Origin of the sequence: Enterococcus thailandicus (assembly GCF_001886265.1) — a bacterium.
In the GTDB taxonomy this organism is placed as follows: Bacteria; Bacillota; Bacilli; order Lactobacillales; family Enterococcaceae; genus Enterococcus_B; species Enterococcus_B thailandicus.
Map to the genome: position 1 here is coordinate 21,378 of NZ_JXLE01000009.1, position 25,950 is coordinate 47,327.

At 38.0% G+C, this 25,950-nt stretch carries 20 protein-coding genes; 16 read left to right on the top strand and 4 right to left on the bottom strand.

The annotated features are described in order from the left end of the window. Window positions 1-29: 29 nt before the first annotated feature. Complete coding sequence (locus tag RV17_RS07650) at window positions 30-1,310, bottom strand: replication-associated recombination protein A (protein ID WP_071868908.1); 1,281 nt, start codon at window positions 1,308-1,310, stop codon at window positions 30-32. A gap of 139 nt (window positions 1,311-1,449) precedes the next feature. Here RV17_RS07650 and RV17_RS07655 point away from each other — a divergent pair, with 139 nt between their 5' ends. The 8 genes from RV17_RS07655 to RV17_RS13455 all read left to right on the top strand — a co-directional run bounded on the left by RV17_RS07655 (window position 1,450) and on the right by RV17_RS13455 (window position 8,509). Then, complete coding sequence (locus RV17_RS07655) at window positions 1,450-2,109, top strand: DNA-3-methyladenine glycosylase (RefSeq protein WP_071868909.1); 660 nt, start codon at window positions 1,450-1,452, stop codon at window positions 2,107-2,109. Then, a complete protein-coding gene (locus RV17_RS07660; protein WP_071868910.1) occupies window positions 2,096-2,587 on the top strand; it encodes a DUF3013 family protein in 492 nt (163 codons plus the stop codon). Before RV17_RS07655 ends, RV17_RS07660 begins: the two co-directional genes overlap by 14 nt. A gap of 13 nt (window positions 2,588-2,600) precedes the next feature. Continuing rightward, window positions 2,601-3,548, top strand: a complete 948-nt coding sequence (gene prmA / locus RV17_RS07665) for a 50S ribosomal protein L11 methyltransferase (protein ID WP_071868911.1) — start codon at window positions 2,601-2,603, stop codon at window positions 3,546-3,548. Continuing rightward, on the top strand, window positions 3,549-4,316 hold the full coding sequence (locus RV17_RS07670; protein WP_071868912.1) for a 16S rRNA (uracil(1498)-N(3))-methyltransferase: 768 nt from the start codon (window positions 3,549-3,551) through the stop codon (window positions 4,314-4,316). Then, a complete protein-coding gene (locus tag RV17_RS07675) occupies window positions 4,306-4,935 on the top strand; it encodes a hypothetical protein (RefSeq protein ID WP_071868913.1) in 630 nt (209 codons plus the stop codon). Before RV17_RS07670 ends, RV17_RS07675 begins: the two co-directional genes overlap by 11 nt. Before the next feature lie 305 nt (window positions 4,936-5,240). Continuing rightward, complete coding sequence (locus RV17_RS07680) at window positions 5,241-7,454, top strand: RelA/SpoT family protein (RefSeq protein WP_067483049.1); 2,214 nt, start codon at window positions 5,241-5,243, stop codon at window positions 7,452-7,454. A 22-nt stretch (window positions 7,455-7,476) separates the two neighbouring features. Continuing rightward, a complete protein-coding gene (dtd, locus tag RV17_RS07685; protein ID WP_067483047.1) occupies window positions 7,477-7,923 on the top strand; it encodes a D-aminoacyl-tRNA deacylase in 447 nt (148 codons plus the stop codon). Window positions 7,924-8,338: 415 nt separating this feature from the next. Next, complete coding sequence (locus RV17_RS13455) at window positions 8,339-8,509, top strand: hypothetical protein (protein WP_169819333.1); 171 nt, start codon at window positions 8,339-8,341, stop codon at window positions 8,507-8,509. Between the two features lie 198 nt (window positions 8,510-8,707). On the opposite strand, the gene RV17_RS07690 is transcribed toward RV17_RS13455, so the two are convergent. After that, window positions 8,708-9,655: an aldo/keto reductase gene (locus RV17_RS07690; protein ID WP_071868914.1), complete on the bottom strand. Its 948-nt coding sequence runs from the start codon at window positions 9,653-9,655 to the stop codon at window positions 8,708-8,710. 424 nt (window positions 9,656-10,079) lie between these two features. On the opposite strand from RV17_RS07690, the gene hisS reads away from it, so the two are divergent. From hisS to RV17_RS07715, 4 genes are all read left to right on the top strand, one after another. After that, complete coding sequence (hisS, locus tag RV17_RS07700; RefSeq protein WP_071868916.1) at window positions 10,080-11,378, top strand: histidine--tRNA ligase; 1,299 nt, start codon at window positions 10,080-10,082, stop codon at window positions 11,376-11,378. 15 nt (window positions 11,379-11,393) lie between these two features. Next, a complete protein-coding gene (gene aspS / locus RV17_RS07705) occupies window positions 11,394-13,163 on the top strand; it encodes an aspartate--tRNA ligase (RefSeq protein ID WP_071868917.1) in 1,770 nt (589 codons plus the stop codon). 126 nt (window positions 13,164-13,289) lie between these two features. Next, complete coding sequence (locus RV17_RS07710) at window positions 13,290-14,165, top strand: YitT family protein (RefSeq protein WP_067483039.1); 876 nt, start codon at window positions 13,290-13,292, stop codon at window positions 14,163-14,165. A 293-nt stretch (window positions 14,166-14,458) separates the two neighbouring features. After that, window positions 14,459-16,438 (top strand): acyltransferase family protein, encoded by a 1,980-nt coding sequence (locus RV17_RS07715; protein WP_071868918.1) that lies wholly within the window; start codon window positions 14,459-14,461, stop codon window positions 16,436-16,438. An 81-nt stretch (window positions 16,439-16,519) separates the two neighbouring features. Here the strand turns inward: RV17_RS07715 and RV17_RS07720 are convergent, their stop codons facing one another. Both RV17_RS07720 and RV17_RS07725 read right to left on the bottom strand, forming a co-directional pair. Beyond that, complete coding sequence (locus RV17_RS07720) at window positions 16,520-16,795, bottom strand: GIY-YIG nuclease family protein (protein ID WP_067483035.1); 276 nt, start codon at window positions 16,793-16,795, stop codon at window positions 16,520-16,522. Beyond that, on the bottom strand, window positions 16,785-17,519 hold the full coding sequence (locus RV17_RS07725; RefSeq protein ID WP_071868919.1) for a tRNA1(Val) (adenine(37)-N6)-methyltransferase: 735 nt from the start codon (window positions 17,517-17,519) through the stop codon (window positions 16,785-16,787). The genes RV17_RS07720 and RV17_RS07725 overlap by 11 nt, the downstream gene beginning before the upstream one ends. A 132-nt stretch (window positions 17,520-17,651) precedes the next feature. On the opposite strand from RV17_RS07725, the gene RV17_RS07730 reads away from it, so the two are divergent. The 4 genes from RV17_RS07730 to RV17_RS07745 all read left to right on the top strand — a co-directional run bounded on the left by RV17_RS07730 (window position 17,652) and on the right by RV17_RS07745 (window position 25,910). Further along, window positions 17,652-18,269 carry a lysophospholipid acyltransferase family protein gene (locus tag RV17_RS07730; RefSeq protein WP_067483031.1) on the top strand — a complete coding sequence of 206 codons (618 nt, stop codon included), beginning with the start codon at window positions 17,652-17,654 and terminating at the stop codon, window positions 18,267-18,269. 152 nt (window positions 18,270-18,421) lie between these two features. Continuing rightward, window positions 18,422-19,540 carry an exonuclease SbcCD subunit D gene (locus RV17_RS07735; RefSeq protein WP_067483029.1) on the top strand — a complete coding sequence of 373 codons (1,119 nt, stop codon included), beginning with the start codon at window positions 18,422-18,424 and terminating at the stop codon, window positions 19,538-19,540. 6 nt (window positions 19,541-19,546) lie between these two features. Further along, window positions 19,547-22,699 (top strand): AAA family ATPase, encoded by a 3,153-nt coding sequence (locus RV17_RS07740; RefSeq protein ID WP_071868920.1) that lies wholly within the window; start codon window positions 19,547-19,549, stop codon window positions 22,697-22,699. A 16-nt stretch (window positions 22,700-22,715) separates the two neighbouring features. Next, the gene (locus RV17_RS07745) at window positions 22,716-25,910 is read left to right on the top strand and encodes a DEAD/DEAH box helicase (protein WP_071868921.1); all 3,195 of its coding nucleotides are present in this window, start codon (window positions 22,716-22,718) and stop codon (window positions 25,908-25,910) included. Window positions 25,911-25,950: the final 40 nt, after the last annotated feature.

The window sequence follows — 25,950 nt, forward strand, 5'->3', positions numbered from 1 at the left end:
GCGCTCTTTAAAAAGTAACCGTTTTATTTTTAAGAAGAATGCTTTTTCCAATTTTGGATTCGCTCATATTGTTGCTTTAAGGCTTGTTCATATTTTCCAGTTTCTTTTGGCTGATAATAGGTTTCATTTTTTAATTTATCTGGTAGATACTGTTGATTGACCCAAGCGTTTTCAAAGTTGTGGGGGTATTGGTAATCAAGTCCACGTTTCAATTCTTTCGCACCCTGATAATGACTATCTCGCAAATGGTCTGGTACTTCTCCGGCTTTTCCAGCTCGAATATCTGCAATGGCAGCATCTAATGCAGTATAAGCAGAATTGGATTTAGGGGAAAGACAAAGGTCAACTACGACATCTGCCAAAGGAATTCGTGCTTCGGGTAATCCTAAACGTTCTGCTGCAAGAACAGCATTAACAGTACGAGCTGCTGCTGCAGGATTTCCTAAGCCGATATCCTCGTAGCCAATAACCATTAGACGTCGACAAATACTTGCAAGATCGCCGGCTTCCACTAAACGTGCCAAGTAATGAAGTGCTGCATCCACATCGCTTCCACGAATCGACTTTTGAAAAGCCGAGATGACATCGTAATGAGCATCGCCATTTTTATCATGAGTCAATGCTTTTCTTTGTACACATTCTTCAATGATTGCTAAGGTGAGGTGGATGCGTCCATCTTCCATTGGTTTGGTTGAACGAGCCGCTAGTTCAAGACCATTCAAAGCACTTCGTAAATCGCCGTTTGTTGCTCGTGATAAATGAAGTAAGGCATCCTCATCAAGTTGAATCGGTAGTTCTCCAAGCCCACGTTCTTTATCAAGTAAGGCTGTTTGAATGGCTGATTGAATATCTGTTTCATCTAAAGGTTTGACTTCAAAAATTTGTGTTCGACTCCGAATCGCAGGATTAATTGTGATATAAGGATTTTCGGTCGTAGCGCCAATTAAAATAATGCGTCCACTTTCAAGATGAGGCAAAAGAAAATCTTGTTTTGTCTTATCTAATCGATGGACTTCATCGAGTAACAGAATGACTGTGCCGCTCAGTTTGGCTTCTTCAGCCACAATTTGTAAATCTTTTTTTGAATCAGTTGCAGCATTCAGCATACGAAAAGCATAGTTTGTTGAACCAGCAATGGCACTAGCAATACTGGTCTTTCCAGTTCCAGGTGGTCCATATAAAATCATTGATGACAACATTCGCGCGTCAACCATTCGGCGAATGATTTTTCCTTCACCGACTAGTTGCTGTTGTCCAACGACTTCATCGATTGTGCGAGGGCGCATTCGATAAGCTAAAGGTTGTTGCATGAAGTGACCTCCCTTTCAATTTTTCGTTCGTTTATTATAGCATAGTTTGCAAAAAAACTGGGGGAAAGAACACAAAGGAAACGTTTTGTTTTCATAGCATCTAACGAAAATATTGTGTATGATAAAGTAGGTGAAAAAAATGACGGAAAAAAAGAAAATCGAAACTTTTTTTGAAAATAAAACAACACCGGAAATTGCGCAAAATTTATTGGGAATGTATTTAGAACATGTAACACCGATGGGCAAATTAGCTGGTTACATCGTTGATGCTGAAGCTTATCTTGGGCCAGAGGACCGAGCTGCGCACAGTTATGGCATGCGAGATACGCCAAGGGTGCGGGCGATGTATCAAAAAGCAGGAACAATCTATCTCTATACGATGCATACAAATCGGATTTTGAATATCATTACTCAACCTGAGGGAATCCCCCAAGGTGTGATGATTCGTGCAGTTCAGCCAGCAGCTATGATTGAACAGATGAGTCAAAATCGTGGAGGAAAAGAGGGGCCAGACATTAGCAACGGTCCAGGTAAGCTAGTGAAAGCTTTAGCCATCGGTCCAGAACTTTATGGACAATCAATTATGGATAGTGAAAGTACGCTGCGTTTGAATTTTGAGAAACGTAAAGAACCAAAACAAATTATTGCTTTGCCAAGAATTGGTATTCCGAATAAGGGTGAGTGGACGGATATGCCGTTACGCTACATTGTTTCGGGAAATCCATATATTTCTTTACAAAAAAAGAGCCTGATTGATCAAAACGATTGGGGATGGAGGAACGAAGATGAAAAAAAATAATTTACTGAGTTATTTGGATGAGTCCATTGAAAAAAACATTGATGCTTATGATGTTGCATTAGATTGGGATACAAAAAATCATACGATTGAGATAGTTGTTCGCTTGTTTGCAGAAAACAAAGCACATTTAGAAATCGACGATGCACAAGGTGTTGTTTCTGAAGAAGAAATTATTGAATTTGAGGATGGTATTTTATTATTTAACCCACAAAAATCTTCATTTGACGAAGAAGACTACTTAGCAGTAATTCCTTATGAAGGTAAAAAAGGGTTAGAAAAAGCAGTTGCAGATGCAATTATTGATTATTTACAGGATGTACTAGACCAGGGACAAAGTGATTTGTTGGACTTTTTAGATGCAGACGACGAAGATGCAATTTTTGAATTACACTGGGATAATCAACAACTAGCACAGTTAGTTGAAAAGAAACAACAGGAACAAAATACAACAACTTATTTACCTTACCCTAGTTATTAAGGAGTCGATAGCGATGAAATGGAACGAAGTCAAAGTAGAAACAGCGAGTGAGGCAGTCGAAGCTGTTGCCAATATTTTAATGGAAGCAGGAGCAAGTGGTGTGGCTATCGAAGATGCGCTTGATGTTGAAAATTTTAAATCAGATCAGTATGGTGAAATTTTAGATAAAGCTGATTTTACCTCATTAACTGAGGGTGCGCTAGTCATGGCATATTTTCCAGAAACAATTTTCTTGCCAGAAATTCTACCTTTTATCAAAGACCGCGTGACACAATTGCCTGAATTTGGCCTGGCCATTGGGAAAAATATTGTAACGGTTAGTGAAGTAGAAGAAAGTAACTGGGCAACGGCTTGGAAAAAGTACTATCATCCTGTCCGTATTACGCGAATGTTGACTGTTGCTCCGAGCTGGGAAAATTATACGACACAAGATCCAATGGAAAAAATCATTACATTAGATCCAGGTATGGCTTTTGGAACAGGAACACATCCAACGACCTTGCTGACTTTGGAAGCATTGGAATCTGTTTTACGCGGTGGTGAGACGGTACTAGACGTTGGTACAGGCTCAGGCGTGTTAAGTATTGCTGCCAAATATTTAGGTGCAAAGGAAGTTTATGCGTACGATCTTGACGATGTAGCTGTTCGTTCAGCAAAGGAAAATATGGACATGAATGAAATTGCAAAAGATGTTCATGTTGCTGCCAATGATTTATTGAACGGAATCGAGATTGAGAGTGACGTAATTGTTGCTAATATTTTAGCTGATATTATTTTATTGATGATTCCTGATGCTTGGCGTTTATTAAAGCAAACAGGCACTCTGGTTGTCTCTGGAATTATTGAAGATAAAAAACAAATGGTTATTGATGCTATGGAGGCGCAAGGATTTGTAGCTGATCAAATTTTCCAACAAAAAGATTGGTATGCAATTATTTTGAAAAAACCTGAGGTGGACTAAATGCAACGTTATTTTTTGGAAGAACCATACCAGCAAAAAGACCGTTTTGTATTAGTTGGTGAGCCATATCATCATATAACTCGTGTTATGCGTATGACGCCAGAAGATCGTGTTTACTTAGCTTTTAGCGACCAAGTGGCAATCATCGCTGAAATTACTGCTATCACAGAAAATGAAGTTGAATTAAAAGAGGTAATGAAAGAACAAGGGCAAAAGGAATTACCAAGTATGATTACCATTGCAAGCGGTTATCCAAAAGGTGAAAAACTAGACTGGATTGTGCAAAAAGGAACGGAACTTGGGGCACACGCATTTCTTGGCTTTCCGGCAAAAACGTCGGTTGTTAAATGGGATGAAAAGAAGCGAAACAAACGACAACAACGTTTAGCAAAAATTGCTCAAGAAGCTGCCGAACAAGCACATCGCCAAGTAGTACCACAAGTAGAATTGTTGAGTACAGCCAGCGAATTTTATCAACAAATTTCTTCTTACGACAAGGTGTTAGTTGCCTACGAAGAGTCAGCTAAGCAAGGAGAATTAGCTAACTTAGCACAAGCCTTACAAAAATCGGGCTCAGGACAACGTATTTTGGCAATTTTTGGGCCAGAAGGTGGATTAACGACAGCTGAAGTGGAAAAACTATCGGCAGAAGGTGCAGTTATTTGTGGCTTAGGCCCAAGGATTTTGCGAACGGAAACAGCGCCATTATATTTATTGAGTGCCGCGAGCTATCAATGGGAATTACTAGGTGAACAGGATGGAAAATAAAGCATCCATTCGCGTACGATTATTGGATCATCAAATGAGTGATGACTTGTTAAAAGAAACAGTGTACCGGTTAGTTGCAGGAGGCGCAACGGAAATCGTTGTTTTGCCTACTCAAATTGCACGAGTAAAGTATCTTTTAGCAGATTCAGCGATCCAAATTGGGAGTGTAATTGATTTTCCATTGGGAGCAAGTACAGTGGAGAAAAAAGTGTTTGAAGCCGCACATGCGTATCAAGCAGGAGCGGGGTTTCTCGAAGTTTGTGTGAACCTAGCAGATATTTTTGAACACCCAGTTCGAGTAAAAGAATTGCGCGAGTCGTTGTTTTCTCTAGCTTTAAGTAATGGGAAATTAAGCTTTTATTTAGACACACGTCAAGTAAAGGAACTGACACTGGTGAAATTTGAGCGTGCGATGAAACCATTAGGGTGGACACGCTTATCATTAGGAGAAGATTTGCCTTATCGAGAAGCTTTACGTCTAGCGGAAATTTTTAAATCGGATACGGCGACTAAGCTAGCATTAACAATTAACGTGCACCAGATTACATCACAAGAAAAGCAAAAATTAGTTGCGAATGGCCTTACAAGAATTGCCATAAGTCATTTGAACTTTTCTTAATAAATTTGAACATGATAGAATTGAAAAAATAAACGACAATTTGTATAATAGTAGCAATAACCGTTCAAGAGTCCGATAAAAAATAAAAGAGGTTGGGACAAATTAACTAGCTCCGATGGAATTGACAAAAGGCACCACAAATTATTTTTAGATTTTTGTGTGATGATGCGTTGTTTTTTCGGAGTTATTTTTTAATACCATTCGTGGAAAAACGAATTCTTTATACCAGTTAACTGTAATTTAGAAATTGTGATTTCAGATACCTCTCCTGTTTTGCTATCGAAACGAAAGGGGGATCGGTTTGTATGTCAAAAGAAGAAATTTTAACAGGTCCTGGCGTTATTGCGCTTGTTAGCAAATATATGGGACCGGATCATGTTGCATTCGTACAAAAAGCATGTGACTATGCAACAGCAGCACATGACGGACAATTTAGAAAATCTGGGGAGCCTTATATTATTCATCCGATCCAAGTTGCTGGAATCTTAGCTGAGTTAAAAATGGATCCACACACTGTAGCAACAGGATTTTTACATGATGTAGTTGAAGATACAGAAGTAACTTTGGATGATTTGCGAGAAGAATTTGGTGATGATGTAGCCATGCTGGTTGACGGCGTGACGAAATTGGGAAAAATCAAATATAAATCTCATGAAGAACAATTGGCAGAGAATCATCGTAAAATGTTGTTAGCAATGGCACAAGACTTACGTGTAATCATGGTGAAATTGGCAGACCGTCTTCATAATATGCGCACGCTAAAGCACTTACGTGAAGACAAACAACGTCGAATCGCACAAGAAACACTAGAAATCTATGCACCATTAGCACACCGTTTGGGGATTAGCCGAATCAAATGGGAATTGGAAGATACCGCTCTACGTTATCTGAATCCAAAACAATATTACCGAATCGTTCATTTAATGCGATCAAAACGTGAAGAACGTGAGCAATACGTGAATGCTACGGTGGAAGATATTCGATTGGCAACAGAAGAACTAGGTATCTATGCAGAAATATATGGCCGTCCAAAGCATATCTATTCGATTTATCGAAAAATGAAAGACCAGAAAAAACAATTTAGTGAAATCTATGATTTACTGGCTATCCGAGTCATCGTTGATTCAATCAAAGATTGTTATGCAGTCTTAGGCGCGATCCATACGAAATGGAAACCAATGCCTGGGCGATTTAAAGATTATATTGCTATGCCAAAAGCTAACATGTATCAATCTTTGCATACGACAGTGATTGGTCCAGCGGGAAATCCTGTTGAAATTCAAATTCGCACGCAAGAAATGCATGAAATCGCGGAATTTGGGGTAGCAGCACACTGGGCTTATAAAGAAGGAAAAAATGATAAAGTAGAACCTGATGGAATGACGAAACAATTAAGCTGGTTCCATGAAATTATTGAATTGCAAGACGAAAGTTATGATGCATCTGACTTTATGGAAGGTGTCAAAGGAGATATTTTCAGCGATAAAGTGTATGTCTTTACACCAAAAGGAGATGTAACTGAGCTTCCTAAAGGATCAGGACCACTAGATTTCTCTTACAGTATCCATACCGATATTGGAAATAAGACAACTGGTGCAAAAGTGAACGGGAAAATGGTTCAATTAGATTACAAATTGAAAAATGGCGATATCATTGAAATCTTAACTTCGCCTAATTCATTTGGTCCAAGCCGTGACTGGTTAAAAATTGTTGCAACAAGTAAAGCAAAAAATAAAATCAAACGTTTCTTTAAAGCACAAGATCGCGAAGAGAATATTGTCAAAGGCCATGAATCAGTTACCAAATGTATTTCTGATCTTGGTTTCTTACCAAAAGATATTTTGACCAAAGAAAAATTGCAAGAAGTATTGGATCGTTTTAATTACAATAACGAAGATGATATTTATGCTGCTGTAGGTTATGGTGAAATCAGTCCGTTAACGATGGCAAATCGATTAACTGAAAAAGAACGTCGTGAACAAAAAATCGAGCAACAAAAACAAGAAGCCAATGAATTGATGAACCAACCGAAAAAAGAACCAGAAAAAATGAAGGTTCGTCATGAAGGCGGCGTGGTGATTCAAGGCGTCGAAAACTTGCTTATTCGCATCAGTCGGTGTTGTAATCCAGTTCCAGGAGACAATATCGTTGGATATATTACAAAAGGTCGAGGAATTTCCATTCATCGTCGTGATTGTCCTAATGTTCAGCCAGATAAACCAAATGTTGCTGAACGGTTAATCGAGGTAGAATGGGAAGACACTTCAAATTCAAAAAAAGAATACGATGCTGACCTAGAAATTTATGGATACAATCGTTCAGGACTGTTAAATGATGTTTTACAAACAGTTAATTCGATGACAAAAAATCTTAATAGTGTGGAAGCTCGCACAAACAAAGATAAGATGGCAACAATCCATTTAACTGTAGGGATTCAGAACTTAACACACTTAAAAAGTATTGTAGATAAAATCAAGTCTGTTCCAGATGTCTATAGTGTACGTCGAATGAACGGATAAACGTGAAGAGAGGGAGAATTTGATGCGAGCAGTCATTCAACGAGTGAGTCGTGCGGCAGTTACGATTAATGGTCAAGAAATTGGTAAAATCAATCAAGGGCTATTAATTTTATTAGGTATTCATGAAACAGATACTCAAAACGATGTGGAGTATTTGGTCAAAAAAATCGCACAAATGCGTATTTTTGAAGATGAACAAGGAAAAATGAACACAAGTATTGAAGATATTGGTGGTCAAATACTAAGCATTTCACAATTTACGTTATTTGCAGATACTAAAAAAGGGAATCGACCAAGTTTTATTGCTGCTGCTCGTCCAGAAACAGCTATTCCATTGTACGAAGCATTTAATACTGGTTTGAAACAACGTGGTATTCCAGTTTCAACTGGGAAGTTTGGTGAAGATATGGATGTGTCTTTAGTGAATGACGGCCCCGTAACCATTTTAATCGACTCCCAAAACAAATAAAAAACCAGAGATAACGGTTCCCTTAACTACGAAAATAGTTTAGGTGAAAATCGACATGGCAGGTAGATGCTATGTCGATTTTTGTTTTTCATTTGTACTTTGGGTTGGACAATACTCTTGTACAACCCAAAGTCGTTGATAAAGTTAGGAGTGAATGTATTTTTCTGAAACTTATTGGAACATCGAATGAAAAAAAGCCGGACGTTGTAAAGTTTCGCAATCAATCGGGTTACATCAAGTCCAGTTAAGAGGATTTACTTTTTCAACATAGAAATCAATCGCTGCGCCAAACTTACTTTCTGCACGAATTTCTTACACAGGAACTTGGACCTGAGTTTTGCGATACAGTGAGGACAATTTTTTTGTGATTCCGTGTTATATTGATGGAGAAATATGAAAAAGAGGAGGAGTAATGATGAAAAATTTATTAGCTGGTGGTTTTTTATTTATTGGCGGGGCAATACTTATGTTAGCAGGCGAATATGCTAATTGGGTTCCAATTGTCGGAAGCATTATTGCACTAGTCGGGTTCGGAACAGTAGTTTATTTTTTGTTTAGCAAAGATGGTAAGTACGACGGGAAATAAGGCATATTTTGTCAGTGTTGAATACAAAAAAGGTGCTGGTAGAAAAGGAAGTCTAAATAGAAAAAAAGCCTAAAATTCGTTTTTGAAAACGTTGGTTTTAGGCTTTCTTTAATTGGAAATGTGTTCAAAACGACTGGTTTTTTTAGGTTTATCCCAGTCTCTTAGCTAGTGAAGAAAAAAGAAATAAGATTGTCCTAATTAAAATTCGGCAAATAATTGATCTATCTTTTGATAGTCTTCATTTGTCAAATGAATGTCTAAAGCTTGAGCATTGATTGCAACTTGTTCTGGTTTCTTTGCACCCGGGATTACGAAAGAGATAACCGGATTTTTCATATACCAAGCTAAGACTAATTGAGCGATGTTCGTTTGATAGTTCGCTGCAAGTGGTCTTAGCTGCTCAACCGTACGAATGATTTTTTCAAAGCGTTCGCCCTGAAAATTTGGCTGTTTTAATCGAAGGTCACCTTTGGAAAATGAAAGTGGTTGTCCAATCTGATATTTACCAGTCAACAAACCTGAAGCTAATGGGAAATAAGGAACAAAACTAATTTTATGTTGTTTGATGTAAGGAAAAAGTTCGGTCTCTGCTTTTCGTTGAATCAAGCTGTAATGGTCTTCGATGATATCCACATACCCTTCTTGATTCGCTTCTTTTAGTTGTGCTAAAGAAAAGTTTGAAACGCCGATTGCTCGAATTTTCCCTGCTTCTTTTAATTGATGCAAAGCAGCAATTGCTTCATTTTTTGGCGTTGTTTCATCTGGAAAATGAATATAAAAAATATCAATATAATTTGTTTGTAGTCTTTTCAATGCCTCTTCAACAGCCTGTGTCAAAAATTCGGGTGTATTATTGAATTTCCCAGAATTGTTGGGGTCATGAGCCGCCTTAGTTGCAATGATTACGCGTGAACGATCATATTCTTTTTCTTTTAAAACTTCACCAATTAGTTCTTCAGAACGTCCAAAACCATAGGCATAAGCCGTATCAAGAAGGTTGATTCCATTATCGAGTGCTGTTCGAATGATTTGTTTCCCAACTTCATCTTCTAAATGAGGAAATAAATTGTGACCGCCAACGGCATTTGCTCCTAAACCAAGTTGTTCTGCATATACTTGTGAATGTCCGATTCTTACTTCTGCCATGTTGCATTCCTCCCTTTGCTTTTAGTTTAAAACAAACAAAAAAAATGCAAAACTAAATCGTCTTTTGAAAAATGAAATGAGCATAGTCCAACTTTTAGGGCAAATATTCTTGACTTTAAGATGTGTTTTTAGTAAGTTGTAGGTAATATAGAAAATCACTGAAAGAGCGAGTAAGTTACCGATACTTTTAGAAAGAGAGAATCATCGAGGCTGAAAATGATTCAAGAGTTGGTTACCGAAAAGACACTCTGGAGATGGACGCGTGCAAAGCCGTCCCGCGTACGAGCGTTATTCGTGAGAGGAAAGAGAAATCTTTCAAAATTAGGTGGTACCGTGTATGACTTTCATTCACCCTTGTTCATTGTGAACAGGGGTGAATTTTTTTATTTTCACTTAGTTACATAAAAGAAAAGGAGAGAGATGTATGAACTTCCAAAGACCAAAAGGAACGAATGATATTTTACCCGGTGAATCAGAAAAATGGCAATTTATTGAAGAGACAGCACGCTTATTATTTAGAGATTATCAATACAATGAAATGCGCACGCCGATTTTTGAACATTATGAAGTTATCTCACGTAGTGTAGGAGATACGACAGATATCGTTTCAAAAGAAATGTATGATTTTTATGACAAAGGTGATCGTCATGTAACTTTACGTCCAGAAGGAACAGCGCCAATCGTTCGTTCGTTTGTAGAACACAAATTATTTGGACCAGAGTTTGCTAAACCTTACAAAACTTTTTATATGGGGCCAATGTTCCGCTATGAACGTCCACAAAAAGGCCGTTTGCGTCAATTTCACCAAATTGGTGTTGAGGCATTTGGTTCAGATAATCCAGCAACAGACGTTGAAAGTATGGCAATGGCGCTAGACTTCTTTAAACAGTTGGGTATCACACAAATTCGCTTGGTTATCAATTCTTTAGGAGATCAAGAAACACGCCAAGCTTATCGCCAAGCGTTGATTGACTACTTAGAACCAGTTGAAAATGAATTAAGTGAAGATTCAAAACGCCGTTTACACCAAAATCCTTTACGTGTCCTTGACAGTAAAGATAAACGAGACCGAAAATTTGTTGTGGATGCACCTTCGATTTTAGATTATTTAAGTGAATCAGCTAAGAAACATTTTGAAACAGTAACAACGATGTTAGATGCACTAGAAATTCCTTATGAGATTGATAGCAATATGGTTCGTGGTCTAGATTACTATACACATACTATCTTTGAAATTATGAGTGATGCGCCAAAAATGGGTGCCCAAGCGACGATTTGTGCGGGTGGTCGTTATGATCGCTTGGTAGAAGAACTTGGTGGACCAGAAACACCAGCATTTGGTTTTGCAATGGGAATCGAACGTATCTTGTTAACTATGGAGGCAGAAGAAGTAGTTATTCCAGCCTTAAATGAATTAGATGCTTACGTAGTTGGAATTGGTGAAGCCACAAATCTTGAAGCACTAAAAGTTGTTCAAGCAATTCGTAACTTTGGCTTCTCTGCAGATCGTGATGTTATGAATCGTAAAGCGAAAGCTCAGTTCAAGACAGCGGATAAAGCAAATGCCAAATTAGTGCTAGTGCTTGGGGAAGATGAATTAAATAACCAAACAATTAATGTGAAGTCAATGGCAGATCGTAAAGAAAAAAGCTTTTCATTACAAGAAATCTATCAACGATTTGATGAAGTGTATGATGAAATGACAACGACATTATTTGAGTAAGAAGGAGAGAGAACGATGGCAAAAAGGACAATTTATTGTGGACTTGTTTCCCAAGAACAATTAGATCAAACAGTTACACTGAAAGGGTGGGTACAAAAGCGTCGTGATTTAGGCGGATTGATTTTTATTGACTTACGTGACCGTGAAGGAATTGTACAAGTAGTCTTCAACCCAGAAATTTCAAAAGATGCTTGGTCAGTAGCTGATAAATGCCGAAGTGAATATGTGATTGAAGTTACTGGTATCGTCAAACGTCGTGGCGAAAATGCAGTCAATCCGAAAATGGCGACAGGTGAAGTCGAAATTATTGCCAATGAAATTACGATTTTAAACCAAGCGAAAACACCTCCGTTTTCAATTGAAGATGACCAAACAATCAGCGATGAAGTTCGCTTGAAATATCGCTATTTAGATTTACGTCGTCCAAAAATGACAAAGAATATCAAAATGCGTCACGAAACAACTAAAGCTATTCGTCGTTATTTGGATGACAATGATTTTCTAGACATTGAAACACCTTATTTAGGTAAATCAACACCTGAAGGCGCGCGTGACTATTTAGTTCCTTCTCGTGTTCATGCAGGTCATTTCTATGCGTTGCCTCAATCACCACAATTATTTAAGCAGTTATTGATGAATGCAGGATTTGATCGTTACTACCAAATCGTCCGTTGCTTCCGAGATGAAGACTTACGTGGCGACCGCCAACCGGAATTTACCCAAGTCGATATTGAAACAACATTTTTAACTTCTGAAGAAATTCAAACTTATACTGAAGGTTTGATTGCTAAAGTTATGAAAGACGTTCGTGGATTAGAGGTAACATTACCATTCCCAAGAATGACTTATGATGATGCGATGAGCCGTTACGGTAGTGACAAACCAGATACACGTTTTGAAATGGAATTGATTGACTTGAGTGAAACGGTGAAATCAATCGAATTCAAAGTCTTCCAAATGGCTTTAGAGAACGGTGGGGCAGTGAAAGCATTGAATGCGAAAGGTGCTGCTGGCAATTATTCTCGAAAAGATTTAGATCATTTAGGTCAATATGTTGGTCAATTTGGAGCAAAAGGACTTGCATGGTTAAAAGTGGAAGAAGATGGGTTAAAAGGACCAATCGCAAAATTCATGGGTGAAGCGGGAGAAGACATCATTCAAGCAACGGATGCACAAGTTGGCGATTTACTGTTATTCTGTGCAGATAAGGTAGAAGTTGTCGCAGCGTCATTAGGTGCGCTTCGTACACGCTTAGCCAAAGAATTGGGATTGATTGATGAAGCAAAATTCAACTTCTTATGGGTAACTGATTGGCCACAATTTGAATACTCAGAAGAAGAAGGTCGCTATGTGTCTGCGCACCATCCATTTACGATGCCAAAAGCCAAAGATGTTGACTTGTTGGGTACAGACCCAGCGAAAGTTTATGCTGAAGCTTACGACATTGTCTTAAATGGTTATGAACTTGGTGGTGGATCAATTCGGATTCACACTCGTGAGTTACAAGAAAAAGTTCTTGAAACACTTGGATTCACGAAAGAACAAATGGAAGAACAATTTGGTTTCTTATTAACTGCGTTGGACTACGGCTTCCCTCCACATGGCGGAATTGCTTTAGGATTAGATCGTTTTGCTATGCTACTTGCAGGTGAAGAAAATATTCGTGAAGTGATTGCTTTCCCTAAAAACGGAAAAGCAGCTGATGTCATGAGTGAAGCACCAAGCTTAGTTTCTCCACTTCAATTGGCAGAATTAAGTATTGATGTCACTGAAATTGAAGAATAAAAATCAGTTAAATTGTAAATGATTCTGAGAAGACGGTAAAAGTGTTAAGCTTTTGCCATCTTCTCTTTTTTTTTATAAGAAAAAACCTTATAATAGAGCCATAATTATGTAAAGCGAGGCTTTTTCATGAAAAAAACGTTCGAAAATTGGGCCTATCACGACTATACGACCAAACTTTCGGTATCTATTGTTTATGCATTAATTGCATCTATTGCGTTAAATCTTTTTTATCAACCAGGTCATATTTATTCAAGTGGAATTACTGGTCTGGCGCAAATTTTAACAACCTTATCCAAAACGTTGATTGGTTTTGAAGTACCAGTGTCAACAACTCTTTATCTATTGAACATTCCATTATTTTTCCTAGCCTGGTTTAAAATCGGTAAAAAATTTACAATTTTCACGTTTATCACGGTTACTTTGACCTCGCTATTTATTCACATCGTACCTGAAACCGTGTTATCAACAGATCCAATCATCTGTGCATTATTTGGTGGAGCAGTGATGGGTGCTGGGATTGGTTTAGTACTTAGAAATGGTCTGTCTTCTGGTGGATTAGATATTGTCAGTATCACAATACGAAAGAAAACTGGTAAATCCATTGGTTCTATTTCGATTTATTTCAATGCATTGATTGTGTTTGTTGCTGGAATTCTGTTTGGTTGGCAATATATGTTTTATAGCACGTTGTCGATTTTTGTTAGTGGGAAAGTGACAGATGTTTTTTACACGAAGCAGAAGAAAATGCAGGTTATGATTGTGACGAAACATCCTGAAAAAGTCGTGAATGAAATCCAAAAATGTATGCGTCGAGGAATCACGATTATCAATGAAGCAGAAGGTGCGTACAAACATGACAAACAAACAGTCTTGATGACAATCGTGACACGTTACGAACTTCCGCTATTAAGAGAAGCAATGAAAGCCTCTGACCCGGATGCTTTCGTAAGTATTGCAGAGAATGTTCAAATTCTAGGACGTTTTTATGAAGATGGCGTCTAATCAGAAAATAAAAAATAAGAGGATAAAACGACTGTTCGTTTTATCCTCTTTTTGTATCTGCTTATTGATGACTTCAAAAAAATAACTTATCTCGTTAACTTTTGACTGGAAGTGAAAAAAGTTGCTACGTTATTTCTTTTGAAAATTTCTTAAAGTCGATGAAATCATTGTTCTTTTGCCAAATTTTATGGGATGATAGAAAAGATGGCAAGAAGTTTAAATAAGTCTTGCTATTTTCTTATAATGAACGTATATTACAAATGAAAAAAGTTTATGAAAAGTTGGAAGATTGAATGGAAAAACAAAAAAGATTGAAAAAAAGTCGCTATATCACAGGCTTTGATGGTATTCGTTCTTTAGCCGTAATGGGCGTTATTCTCTATCATTTGTTACCAAGAGTAATGACAGGTGGTTATTTGGGCGTACCGATATTTTTTGTGGTATCTGGTTATTTGATTACCGATTTATTGCGACAAGAATGGGAACAAAATGGAAAAATAAATATTTGGCAGTTTTATGTTCGAAGGATGAAGCGACTTTATCCGGGCTTAGTCTTTTTATTAGTTACTGCTTCAGCGTATATTACTTTGTTTCAGCGAGGTTTGTTAAATAACTTGCGAGGCACGGTTATCAGTAGTTTGTTTTATGTGAATAACTGGTGGCAAATCAATAATGGGCTATCTTATTTTGATCGGTTTGCCAACGAATCACCGTTTACTCACATTTGGTCTTTGGCAGTTGAAGGACAAAATTATCTGTTTTGGCCAATTATCTTTGTCTTACTGATGACTTTAGTTCGAAAGAAAAAATGGATTTTTTACACCGTATTGGGAATGTCGGGAATTTCAGCTATCCTGATGATGATTTTGTATTCACCTGGCGCAGATCCAACTCGTGTTTATTATGGAACAGATACACGACTATTTTCGATTTGGCTCGGCTGTGCGTTGGCTTTTGTTTGGCCAAGCACACGATTGAAAAAAGAGATACCTAAACAAGCGAAGAAGACATTGAATATCGCTGGATTGATTTCGTTTGTCTTATTGGTTTCAGCATTCTTTTTCTTCAATGACCATATGGACTTTGTTTATTACGGTGGGATGTTGTTAGTTAGCTTGTTGTGTGTGGTGTTAGTTGCGGTGACAGCTCATCCTGGCGCAAGCTGGAATAGGTGGTTAACGAACCCAATCTTTACTTGGGTTGGTAAGCGAAGTTATGGCATCTATCTTTACCAATTTCCTGTGATGATTTTTTATGAGGCAAAAGTTTCTAATATTGGCGACCACGTCTTGATGCACACGTTAATTGAAGTAACTTTGATTCTGTTGATTAGTGAATTGTCTTATCGCTATATTGAACGACCATTGGCACGTTTTGATTATAGCAAAACATTTTCAGTTGTTAAGGGCTGGTTCCAAAAACCAATTCTTAGTCTTGAAAAGCCGTGGCTAGTTCCAGGTTTACTAGTTGTCATCATTGCATTAGTTGGCTTTACGATTGCGCCAAAGAATGCTGTGACAGCGGATCAACAACAGTTACAAGAAAAAATTGCTGCGAATAAAAAATTAGCAGAAAAAAGTAAAGAAGAAAATGGCAAAGCTTCTGGAACACTTGATCAGAGTGTTTTGGATAAATATGATTTGACTAAGGCACAAGGAAAGAAAGCACAAAAACTGGAACTGACAGCTTTTGGCGATTCGGTTATGCTTGATGCAGCCACGGACTTAAAAGAAATTTATCCTAAAGTAGTTGTGGACGGTGACGTCGGACGCCAGCTTTATACGAGCGAACCTTATCTTGAAGAACTGAAAAAACAAGAGCTCTTGAAAGATACCGTGTTGGTTGGTTTAGGAACTAATGGTGCATTTTCAGAAACGCAATTTGATAGTGTGATGGACACGATAGGTGATCGCAAAGTTTACTGGGTAAATGTTCGAGTACCAACTAAACGCTGGCAAAATGATGTAAATGATATGCTAGCTAAAATGGCGAAAAAATATGATAATATGACCCTGATTGATTGGTATGACTACAGCAAAGATCACGATGAATGGTTCTACGACGATCAAGTTCATCCAAACCCTGAAGGAATGATCCATTATGCGCACTTTGTTAGCCAAGCGTTATTAGGTGGTAAAAGTTCAAGCAGTGAGTTAACGAAAGATTCAGAAGTAACTGACGAGGCAACGAATCAGGACAGTGAAGATTTAACTAATGGCGCAACTTCATCCTCGATGGCAAATACATCAGAAGATTTAGATACAGCACAATAAGAAAAAGACTTGAGATGAAGGTTCATCTCAAGTCTTTTTTTGTTCTAAATAGGAATAAGAATAAGTGTTTCCCATTACACCTTAGGGAAGATCAACGGAAAGATGCGTGTCTAAATAAAGTTCTTTTTGTTTTCGAGTTAATTTTTTAAAGGCAGACTCTGCTTTGGTTGCTGCACTTCTAGTTTCAAAACATTCTGCATGAATCATTTGTAAAGGGCGACGCTTACGTAAGCGAGTGTACTTGGCGCCTGTCCCGTTGTTATGCTCGGCAAGTCTTCGCTCAAGGTTGGTTGTATATCCACCATAAAAAGTGTCGTCCTTACAAGCGAGAACATAAAAATAATGCTTAGTCTCCATAAAGCATACCACGTAATTCTGGCGTATACTGACCATCTTCATCATAAGTGATAAGTGGTGAAGAAACCTTAAACCCGTCTAATTTTCCTTCTTTGATACCTTCAATCAATAAAATATTGGCATCTTTTCCAGCTTTTGGGTAGACAAAGCGAATGCGTTTTGGAATGATTTGGTGTTCACGCATGACATCTAAAATTTCTAAAAAGCGTTCAGGTCGATGAACCATTGCAAAGCGCCCGTTTGTCTTTAAAAGTTTACTAGAGATTTGGATAACGTCATTGAGTGTTGTATAAATCTCATGTCTCGCAATGGCTAAGTGTTCATTTGGATTTTTTTTGTTTGTGGGCAATCCTTTGAAGTAGGGTGGATTACAGACAACAAGATCACAAGAATTATGACGAACAACTGCTAAACTATTTTTTAAATCGGTGGTATGAACAGTGACTTGGTCTTCTAAATGGTTAAGCACAACGCTTCTTTTCGCCATATCGGCTAAGCGAGGCTGTAGTTCAATCAAATCAATCTGTGCATTCGTTTTTCTACTTAAAAATAAACCGACTGCACCGTTTCCAGCACATAGGTCGACGATTTGTCCTCTTTTCGGCACACGCGCAAAATTTGCGAGTAAAACAGCATCAAGTGAAAAGGAAAAAACTTGCGCACTTTGGATAATTTTAATATCTTCTGCGTATAATTGGTCAATTCGTTCGTCTTCGTGAAGCATGGGTTTCCCTCCAAAGTGAATAAAATAATCGTTTGTATTATACTATGTTTGTTAAAAAGAACCAAGTTTGCTTGCCAAGGAAGATTTTTTTAGGCATACTATCTATGTTCAGCAAAGAGAAAGGAAGAGTCTATGTTTTATCGATTTATGCGCGGGGTTGTTCGAGTTGTCTTAGCGATAGTCAACGGCAATGCCCATTATGAAAATAAAGAATTGTTGCCTAAAGACGAGAATTACATATTAGTTGCGCCACATCGCACTTGGTGGGATCCATTGTACCTGGCTGTTGGGGCAGCACCAAAGAAATTTAGCTTTATGGCAAAAGAAGAGTTGTTCAAAAATTCGATTTTACGATTTATTTTGACACATGCGAATGCTTTTCCGGTCAAACGCGATAAACCAGGACCAAGCGCAATCAAAACACCTGTAAAAATATTGAAATCAACAGACTTGGGTCTAATCATGTTTCCAAGTGGTACGCGCCATGCGACAGAGTTGAAAGGTGGGATGGCGTTGATTGCTAAAATGGCAAAAGTGAAAATCGTTCCGGCTGTTTACCAAGGACCATTGACATTGGGGGATCTGTTTAAGCGCAAACGTGTAACGGTTCGGTTTGGAGAACCAATTGACTTATCTGACATTAAGAAAATGGATAAGGAAGGTTTGGAAGAAGTCGAACGTCGAACACAAGGTGCGTTTGATCAATTAGACAAAGAAGTAAATCCTGATTTTAAATATGAAATAAAATAAATGAGAAGCTACGAGAAAATCAATTTTGATTTTTTCGTAGTTTTTTGTTTCGTCTCTGTTTTTTTATGGATATAGGAGATGTGAAACATTTCTGTTACGACCTTCTGGGAAGTGTTATAATCATTAGAAGGACATTTTTTTGAGGTGAGTATATGCGTTTCTTGCACACAGCCGATTGGCATATTGGAAAAAAATTACAAGGCTATGATTTGCTTGAAGAACAAAAGCAAGTTATTTCAGATATTTTGAATGTAGCAAAAGAGGAACAAGTTGATGCAATCATCATCGCAGGTGATTTGTATGATCGAAGCGTGCCAGCGACGGAAGCAGTCGAGTTGTTTAATCAGTTGATGATTGATTGGAATTTAGAAGAAAAATTTCCGATTTTCGCAATTTCTGGCAATCACGATAGTAGCATTCGATTGTCGACAGGGACACCTTGGTTTAGTCAATCTGATTTTTTCTTGCGCACTCAGTTTGCTGAAGCGTTTCAACCGATTACGTTTGGTGACACACAGTTCTTTTTGTTACCTTACTTTGAACCAATTGCTGCTCGTTTATATTTTGAAGACGATGAAATTCGTACGATTCAACAAGCAATGACTTTAGTCGTTGAAAAAATGCAGACGCTATTTGAACCAAATAAAAAACAAGTATTAGTCAGTCACTTTTTTGTAACGGGAAGCTCAAAATCTGATTCAGAAACAAAGATTGAAGTCGGTGGTTTAGATGCAGTGTCTGGCGACTTGCTGAAAGATTTTGACTATGTTGCATTGGGTCATTTGCATAATCAAGCGGCTTTACACCAAGAAAATGCACGCTACAGTGGCTCACCGTTGAAGTTTTCTTTATCAGAAATCAATCAGAAAAAAGGTGTCTGGATAGTTGATTTGAATGATCGTCTACAATTGACTTTCCGTGAATTGACACCTCTTCATGATATTCAAGAGCTACAAGCAAATTTTAAAGAACTATTGAGCCCAGCTTTTTACCAAACAGTTAATCGGGAAAATTACACACAAATCTACTTAACAGACCGAACAATCATCCCCAATATGATGAATCAGTTGCGGAAAATATATCCAAGAATCTTAGGCGTGGAACGAGTAAACGGCCGTCTGGATACAATAACGACAAAACAGTCGGTAGAAATGAAAGATCCGAAATCAATGGCGACAACTTTCTTTAAAGAAATAACGGATGAACCACTGACAGATCATCAAGAAAAGTGGCTCACAGAAACTCTACAAGAACTAATGGAAATGGAATGATCAGTGATGAAACCACAAAAATTACGATTAAAAAACTTTGGTCCCTTTATTGATGAAACCATTGATTTTTCGCTTTTGACTGAAGCACCACTATTTTTGATTAGCGGTAAAACAGGTGCAGGCAAGACGACAATCTTTGATGGGATGACCTATGCTTTGTTTGGAGAAACTTCAGGGCGACTGCGCTCGGGAAAAGAGATGCGTTCATTATTTGCGACACCGGCAGAAGAAACCAGTGTCACTTTTTCGTTTGAACATCAGAAGCTAACTTATGAAGTCACGCGCAAACCTGAGCAAGTGCTGGCTAAGTTAAAAGGCGACGGAAATCGTAAGCAATCAGCGAAAGTTTCCTTAACAATTTTTAACGAATCAGGAAAAGAAGTGCGTCAATTAACGAAACGCGGGGAAGTCGACGAGCTGATTAAAGAACTCTTGCACTTAGATGCTAAGCAATTTTCACAAATCGTACTATTGCCGCAAGGGGAATTTCGTAATTTTTTGATTTCATCTAGTAGCGAAAAGGAAGTAGTACTCCGTAATTTATTTGGTACGCAGATTTTCCAACAGTTCAATGAAATTTTAAAAGAAAAAGCCAAGAAACAACAAAAAACGCTTGATTACTTAGAACAAGAATTATTGCTTTTACAAAAACGTTTTGTTTCTCTAGAAGAACGAGATTTTTCTGATCTGAGCTTTGAAGAAGTGATGCAGTGTTGGACAAAAGAACAGCAAGTGTTAGCAGAGAAAATCCAACTCGTTCAACAACAGTTGAAAAAAGAGCAAGTTGTTCAAGGAAAGCTAGAAAAAGAGTATTACCAAATCCAATCGGTACAAAAACAAAGAGCAGAAAAGCAAACGTTACTCGAAAAAATGGGGAATTTGCTTGAAATGCAAGACGAAATAACAGAAAAAAAACAATGGATTCGTTATTATGAGTTTGGACAACGTTTGCTTGATCCTGTATCACATAACAAAGAATACGAAAATGAACGGAAATTGCTTCTTGAAGATGAATTAAAGCAGAAAGAGCTGTTGGACGAGTTACAAGAAGAACTCACGCAGTGGAAAGAAAAAGTCGAAGAACGGCAAAACTTGCAAAAAGCAATTGAACGGTTAAATGATGACTATCAAGAAAAGAAAACATTGCTTCCTCGTGTCAAAGAATACACCGAACAAGGCAAATCACTTCGGTTGATCGATGAAGAACTAGCCGTCGCTACACAACAGTTAAAGGACTTTCAACAGCAACAAGGGGTATTGAATATACGCCAACAAGAAATAACGCAACTACTAGCAACACAAGAAGAACTAGCAAAGCAACAGCTTGCATTCGCAAACTTGCAGCAACAAAAAAGAGAGTGGGAAAGTGCACAACAAGTGACACAAAAACTTGACCAACAAAAAACAAAGAGCCAGAAACAACTCGCTCAGTTAAGTAGTGAAGCCACAGAAATTCAAGAGAAACGAAAAAAACATCAAGTGAAGATTGCCCAACTTAAAAGTCAGTGGGCGAAACAGCAGATTGCTCGATTGCAATTATTACTTTTGCCAGGGGAACCTTGTCCTGTCTGCGGTTCAGTAGAACATCCTCTAGAAAATACCAGTCATGAAGTACCTGAACAACAAGCTGTACAACAGCTAGAAAAAGAGCTAGCAGATGCGGAAGCCTATGCAGAATCGTTAAACCAACGTCATGGTCAAAATGAAGCGTACGTAGCTAAACTTGAACAACAATTGGCAAAAGAAGAAAAAGAGTTAGCTGATTCATTGATAAAAGTAACAACTTGTGAACAAGTATTGAGTGAATCATTACAAGATTTTCCTTTGGCCGAGGATGCATCAAACATAACGGTTACCAGTGAACAAATATCAGATTTGTTCAGTAAAATTGAACAAAAAATAATTCAAGAAGAGCAAACGTTGGCAAAAGCCAAGATTGAGCAAGTAGCCCTGCAAGTAAAACTTGAAAAAAATCGCCAAGCAGTTGAAGAACAACAAAAAATTCAGACAGATTTATTGGCGAAACACCAGCACAGTATTGGTCAAATGGAAACATTGAAGAAACAATTAGCAACAGTTGAAATTGATACACTGGAAGAAGTTGTCCAGCAGCTGGCTCAACAGATAGAAGAGCAAAGTAAACAATTAGCTCAAGAAAAAGCAGTCGGAGATAAACTCAATCAATCCATTGAGTTAACGAAAGCGCAACTTAGTCAAGTAACAGAACAATTAGCAAAATTGGCTGTCAAACAAATGAAAACAGAAGCAAAAATTCAGGATTTGTTAGCCGAACAAGAGTATTTTAATTCAGCAGATGAAGGAGTGTCTTTTGCTCAGCAACAAGTTGAATATGAGGAGTACAAAACGATTGTCGCAACATATCAAGAAGACCAATTGATTACGAAGGCGAAACTAGCACAACTAGAGTCGGTGGATTTGTCAGTTGAAGTGCCAGAGGATACCCATTTAGCTGAACAGATTGCGCAAGGAAAGCAAGTAATTGAAGAACAGCAAACGGCACTTTATAAAATCCAAGAGCAACAAGAAAATAATCAAGCGATTGTGACGGAATTTGCAGCACTTTATCAAACAAGTCAAAAGCAACTGGATGAGTTGGCACAGCTACAACAGCTTTCGCAAACAATCAATGGGGAAAACGTGAAAAAAATCAGTTTAGAAAGATATGTACTTCAAGTGTACTTACAAGAAGTACTCCAAGTTGCCAATACTCATTTACAACGTCTAACGAAAAATCGGTATCAGTTTGAGTTAGCCGATTCAGTTGGGAGCTATCGTGGCAAAACTGGATTGGAAATCAACGTGTATGATGACGAAGCTGGGATGACGCGAAGTGCGCACACCTTGTCTGGAGGAGAAAGTTTCATTGCTGCTCTCTCGTTAGCATTAGCGTTAGCCGAAGTCATTCAGGCACAGTCAGGCGGAATTACTGTTGAGGCGTTATTTATCGATGAAGGTTTTGGCTCATTAGATGAGGAAGCACTAGAAATGGCAATGGAAGCTTTGGAAACGATTGAAAGCGAAGGAAGGATGATAGGAATCATCAGTCACGTCAGAGAACTAAAAGAACGAGTGTTACAACAAATAAGAATTGATGCAAAAGGTAGTGGACAAAGTACCGTTCGCTATCATCTTGGATAAAGGGAGATTGATAACGATGAAATGGAGTATTCCGGAAAAAGTGATTGAACGCGGACGCAAATACTTGCAAGAAGGTCGAGTGTTATCGGTTGTTCCTGATCAAGAAAATACCGTATGGCATGCTGAAGTATTAGGTAGCGAATTGTACATGGTCGATTTAGATGGCACAGCAAAGGAAGTTGATTATTGCCAATGTCCTTATTGGGAAGAGCATCATTATTGTAAGCATACGGTGGCTGTTGAATTATATCTACGTTCGAAAAATGTTTCCCGAGTGATGAGAAAAGACCAGCCAATGCTTGAACCAGTTCGAACAGTTAGTGAAGGTGAGATTTTAAGCAAAGGGTTTGCGCGTTTACAAACGAAACAAACAACGCGTGCAATCCAGCCGTTAATTGTTGAGTATCAAGTTGAAGCGATTGAAACAAATCAATACCATCCAGAATTATCACTACTAGCAGTTTCTTTGAGAATCGGCTACTTAAAAGCACCTAAGAAAACCTATATTGTCAAAAATATTTATGATTTTTTGCAAGCTTATACCGAAAATGAAGCTTACACCGTAAATAAACAATATCAATTTGAATTGAATAAACGCGCGTTTCAAGGAGAAGATCAAACGATTTTGAGCTTATTCGCTGGAACGGCACAAACACAACAACTACTGGGTGTCAGCGGTCTACAAGTCAAAGGAAAATTAGATAAGCGATATTTGATGTTACCCGTAGAGCAAGCAAAATATTTGTTGGAGCAGATGAATCAAACAACCCGTTTACAAGTGATAATTGATCAACAAACGTATCAGGGAATTGAATTTTCAGATCAAGAAAAGCCACTGCATTTTAAAGTAGTTAAAGAAGAAGATGCGTATCTATTACGTGCTGAAAATACATTTGATTTATTTTTTACTCACTATCAATGGGGAATGATGCAAGGAACGTTCTATTCCTTAACGAAACAACAGCAAACCATCTATCTTACCTGGCAACAACTAATGAAGCGTTTTGAAACACCTCAAGTCAGATTTGAAAAACAACAACTTTCTTCACTTTTTAAAGAACTGTTGCCTCTGTTAACCCAAATTGCAGAAGTGGAAGTGACAGAAGAGGTGGAATCGGAAGTTGCAGATATTCCTGTTGAATTCGTGTTTTTCTTCCGGAAATCCAAAGGGAAAATTCAAGCGCGAATTGATTTTATTTATGAAGATGTCATTTATTCAACTGATGAGAAGCATGAAGTACAATCAGACTCATCTCGTGAAATTTTACGAGATCAAGCACAAGAACAACGAGTGATTGACTTATTCAAGATGTATCACTATCAAGAAAATGAAACAGGTTATGAGCGGGTGTTGCCTGCGGGGGAAGAATTATACGCATTTTTCAGAACAGAATTAGCTGTTTTTCGCCAGTTCGGTGAAGTACGAATTGGAAAAAAATTACGTGAATTGTATTTAGATGCTCAAAAGCACCAACCGCAAATCGAAGTGACTGAAACAGGTTCATGGTTAGATATCCGGTTTGATGTCACAGGAATCCAGGAAAAAGAGATCGATCATGTGCTACAAAGTTTGTTGCGCAATGATGCGTTCTACACGTTGGAAAATGGACAAGTTTTATCTTTTGACTCAGAAGAATTTCAACAAACAAGTGAGGTTTTGCGTCAGTTAAGAGAATCAATTCGTTCGGAAGCAGGAACAATCCATGTACCTAAAAATCAAGGCCTGATTGTTCAAAGCCAATTATCAGGAAGTCGAACAACCTTTAGCGATTCTTTCAAAAAAATGGTACAAGATCTGATCCAACCAGAAAACTATGAAGTGGCGTTACCTGAGGGACTGAATGCGAAATTGCGCGATTATCAAAGACAAGGGTTCCAGTGGTTAAAAATGCTCGGTCATTATCAATTTGGTGGAATTTTAGCTGATGAGATGGGGTTAGGTAAGACGCTACAAACAATCGCTTTTTTACTTTCAGAAAAAGAAGAAAAGAATGGGTTATCTGCACTGATTGTTGCTCCTGCAAGTCTGATTTATAATTGGCAAGCAGAAATCAGAAAATTTGCGCCTTCTTTAAGTGTTCAAGTGATAAATGGAAATAAAAAAGAGCGGGAAACACTTCTTAAAAATGACGTTGATATTCGCGTAACTTCTTATGCAAGTTTGCGACAAGACGTTGCTGATTATCAAGAAATGTCGATTCAATATTTGGTTTTAGATGAGGCACAAATGGTAAAAAATAGTAGTACGAAAACGGCGCAAGCCTTGAGAGAACTACAAGTTCCACAACGATTTGCACTGAGCGGAACACCAATTGAAAATAATTTAGAAGAACTATGGTCATTATTTGCGACAATCATGCCTGGTTTCTTTCCAAATCGAACGAAATTCAGAGAACTTTCGACAGAAGAGATTGCACAAATGATTCGTCCGTTTGTCTTGAGAAGAGATAAGCAAACGGTGCTTCAAGATTTGCCAGAAAAAACGGAAATGAATTTATATTCTGCTTTAACAGAAGAACAAAAAACGGTTTATCTTGCTTATTTGCGCCAAATGCGTGAAGAAGTAGCTTCAATGGATGCAGAAGCATTTAAGAAAAATCGGATTGGAATTTTAGCTGGCTTAACACGCTTACGCCAAATTTGTTGTGATCCACGCTTGTTTATTGATGATTATCAAGGTGGGTCAGGAAAATTAGAACAAGTGAAAGATATGTTAGTAGCTGCCAAAGAAAACAACCGACGTGTATTACTCTTCTCTCAATTTACTGGGATGTTGAGCATCTTGGAAGAAGAGCTGGCAGAGCTAGGAATGACAACTTTCTATTTACGTGGAAGTACAAAACCACAAGATCGTTTAACAATGGTTGATGCTTTCAATGACGGCGAGCGAGATGTCTTTTTGATTTCATTGAAAGCTGGTGGGACCGGACTAAATCTGACAGGAGCAGACACCGTTATCTTGTACGATTTGTGGTGGAACCCCGCAATCGAAGAACAAGCAGCCGGACGGGCACACCGCATTGGTCAGAAAAACGTGGTGGAAGTTTGGCGAATGATTGCTGAAGGAACGATTGAAGAACGAATGAACTCTTTACAAAAAGAAAAACGAGAATTGTTCCAAAAAGTAATTCAAGGAAACGAAGAACAATTGACGAAGCTAACGGAAGACGATATTCGCATGATTTTAAGTGTGGGTGAATTGGAAGAGTAGGACTCAAAAAAAGTGCGGATTTAATCCGTTTTTTGAGAAA